The 2,551-nt window shown below is 74.6% G+C and carries 4 protein-coding genes and 1 pseudogene; all 5 read left to right on the forward strand.

Annotated features, from left to right (window positions below):
• A pseudogene (locus WFH25_RS19230) lies at positions 1-238 on the forward strand (hypothetical protein); the annotation flags it as partial.
• 87 nt (positions 239-325) lie between these two features.
• Positions 326-499 carry a CsbD family protein gene (locus WFH25_RS19235; protein WP_070418037.1) on the forward strand — a complete coding sequence of 58 codons (174 nt, stop codon included), beginning with the start codon at positions 326-328 and terminating at the stop codon, positions 497-499.
• A 75-nt stretch (positions 500-574) separates the two neighbouring features.
• A complete protein-coding gene (locus WFH25_RS19240) occupies positions 575-1,714 on the forward strand; it encodes an Asp23/Gls24 family envelope stress response protein (RefSeq protein WP_336699062.1) in 1,140 nt (379 codons plus the stop codon).
• On the forward strand, positions 1,711-2,127 hold the full coding sequence (locus WFH25_RS19245) for an MFS transporter permease (protein WP_070418035.1): 417 nt from the start codon (positions 1,711-1,713) through the stop codon (positions 2,125-2,127). Before WFH25_RS19240 ends, WFH25_RS19245 begins: the two co-directional genes overlap by 4 nt.
• Positions 2,128-2,165: 38 nt before the next feature.
• Entirely contained in the window at positions 2,166-2,351 is a 186-nt protein-coding gene (locus WFH25_RS19250; protein WP_070418034.1) for a hypothetical protein, read from the forward strand.
• Positions 2,352-2,551 lie beyond the last annotated feature (200 nt).

Raw genomic sequence — 2,551 nt, forward strand, 5'->3', positions numbered from 1 at the left:
ACTCGACGGCGTCCGCGACGTCATCAGCGCCCGCGTCGACACGTACCTCGTCCGACGGCAACGCGCCGCACGCATCCGCGTCGCGGTCCGCCGCGGCGGCGACGCCGTCACCGTCCTCACCGCCGTCGACCAGGCCATCACCGTCCTGGACCGCACCCTCGGCCGGCAGATCCCCGTCCTCGTCCACCTCACCGGCGGCACCCGCTCCACCCTCGCCAAACCCACCCGCGTCCACTGACAGCCGCCAGTCGGACGTGACTGGGGCCTCCCGGCCCACCAGACCACCACCCACCGGGCACGCGCCCGACCGAAGAAAGGACCCGTCATGGGACTCGACGACAAGATCAAGAACGCTGCTCAGGACCTCGCCGGCAAGGCGAAGGAAGCGGTCGGCAAGGCCACGAACGACGACTCGAAGGTCGCCGAGGGCCAGAAGGACCAGGCCGCCGCGAGCGTCAAGCAGACCGGCGAGGACGTCAAGGACGTCTTCAAGAAGTAGGACGCACGAACCGTGTCGGGGCACTCGCCTGTCGAGTGCCCCGACGCGTTCCGGCGGACCGAACGAGGAGGAACCATGCAGCACGACCCGAATGCGCACACACAGGTCACCGAGGTGGCCCTGCCCGCGGAGCTCACGCAGCCGCTCCCAGACGACGCGAGCACCGTGGCGATCGTGGCCCGGACCGCGGCGGAGACCGCACTGGGCGTCCCCGGCGTGCACCACCTCGGCGGGATCGCCGCCCGCGCCGCCGACCAGTTCCGGCAGCAGCTCGGCCGCAGCGCCGGCACCGCAGGGGTGCAGGTCGACGACGAGGACGGCGCGCTGGGCGTGCGGGTCTCCGTCGTCGTCAGCTACCCGCACCCGGTGATCGCCGTCGCCGACGAGGTCCGCAAGCAGGTGACCGCGGCCACGCGCCAGGTCTCTGACGTCCCGACGTCCGTCGACGTCCGCGTGCTCGACGTGCACGGCCCGTTCGACGACGAGCAGTCGCCGCTCGGCCGCGCGGCAGAGGCCACCGGCGATGCGGTCAAGCAGGCCGCGACCGCCACCGCCGACGCCACCAAGCGAGCCACCGACGCCACGGGTGAGGCGCTCAAGGAGGCCGCGACGGTCACCGCGGACGCCACGAAGCGCGCCGCGTCCGCCACGGCCGACGTGACGAAGCGCACCGCCGAGGCGACGGCCGACGTCGCTCGCCAGGCCGCCGACGCCACCCGCGACGCCGCGGAGGCCACCGTCGAGCAGGCCGGCAAGGCAGCCGATGCCACGGCCGACGCCACCCGCCGTGCGGCCGACGTGACCGCCGACGCCACGAAGCGCGCCGTCGACAGCGCAGCCGAGACCACCGGCAACGTCCGGGACGCGGCAGCGGAGGCGCTCGTCCGGTCCTCCGAGTTGGCAGCGGACGCCGCCGACTCGGCGAAGGACGCCGCGGCCGGCGCACGTGACGCCGTCGTCGACACCGTGACCGAACCTGCTGCCACCGAGTCCGCGGCGCCCGCGGATCGTGCCGCTGCGGCTGCCGAGGCAGCGGAGGACGCTGCCGACGCCGCGGAGGACGCAGCCGCAGCAGCGGCCGAGTCGGCCGACGCAGCCGCACAGGCGGCCACTGACGATGCACCGGTCGTGTCGGACGCACCGGCCGGGTCGGACGCACCGATCGTGTCGGACACCGACGCGCAGGCCGGTCGGCACCGCCAGGACCGCTCGTGACCACCGCGTGGTCGGGCAACCGCCGGACGAAGGTCCGGCGGCCCCGCCCCCGCGGCGTCTGGATCGCGAGCGGCATCGGCGTCGTCCTGGTCCTCGGGACGCTGCTCGGTGCGTTCCTCCCCCTCGTCGGGTTCCTCGGCGGGGTCACCGCCACCACCGCCGGACTCGTCCCGTTCCCGTTCGTCCGGGTGACGATCGTGGCGCTGCTCGGGGCCGTCGTGGTCCTCGGGCTGCTGCTCCTGGCGTTCACCCGACGGCACACCACCACGGCGACGATCGCCGTCGTGCTCGCCGTCCTGGTCAGCATCGCCGTGACCGCGGTCCCGGTCGTCCTGGTGGCCGTCGGTTCGGCGGACCGCGCTGGCGACGTGTGGCCCATCGTCACGGAGCTCTGGAACCGCTTCACCGGCTGAGGTCCTCGGCCGCCCGCACCACCATCGAAGGAGTCCCCATGCGCAACCGCATCATCCTCATCGGCGCCATCGTCTTCATCGGGTTCTGGTTCGGCGCGCGCGCCACCCGCCCCGTGAACAAGAAGTCGAAGACCCAGACCGCGCGCGAGCTGTGGAACGACCCGCGTTCGCGGAAGGCACGCAAGAAGCTCGGCAAGAAGATCGCCAAGGCGACCAAGCACTGACACCACCGGAGGGGGGGGGGGGGGGGGGGGCGCCGGGGGGGGGGGGGGCGGGCCCCCCCCCCCCCCCCCCCCAACCCCCCCCCCCCCCCCCCCCCCCCCCCCCCCCCCCGGGGGGGGGGCGCCCCCCCCCCTGGGGGGGCCCCCCCCCCCCGCGCCTCCCGTCCGCTACGGTCGCTCCGTGCGTCGTCTCTCCCCTGCCC

Source organism: Curtobacterium sp. USHLN213 (assembly GCF_037144815.1).
In the GTDB taxonomy this organism is placed as follows: domain Bacteria; phylum Actinomycetota; class Actinomycetes; order Actinomycetales; family Microbacteriaceae; genus Curtobacterium.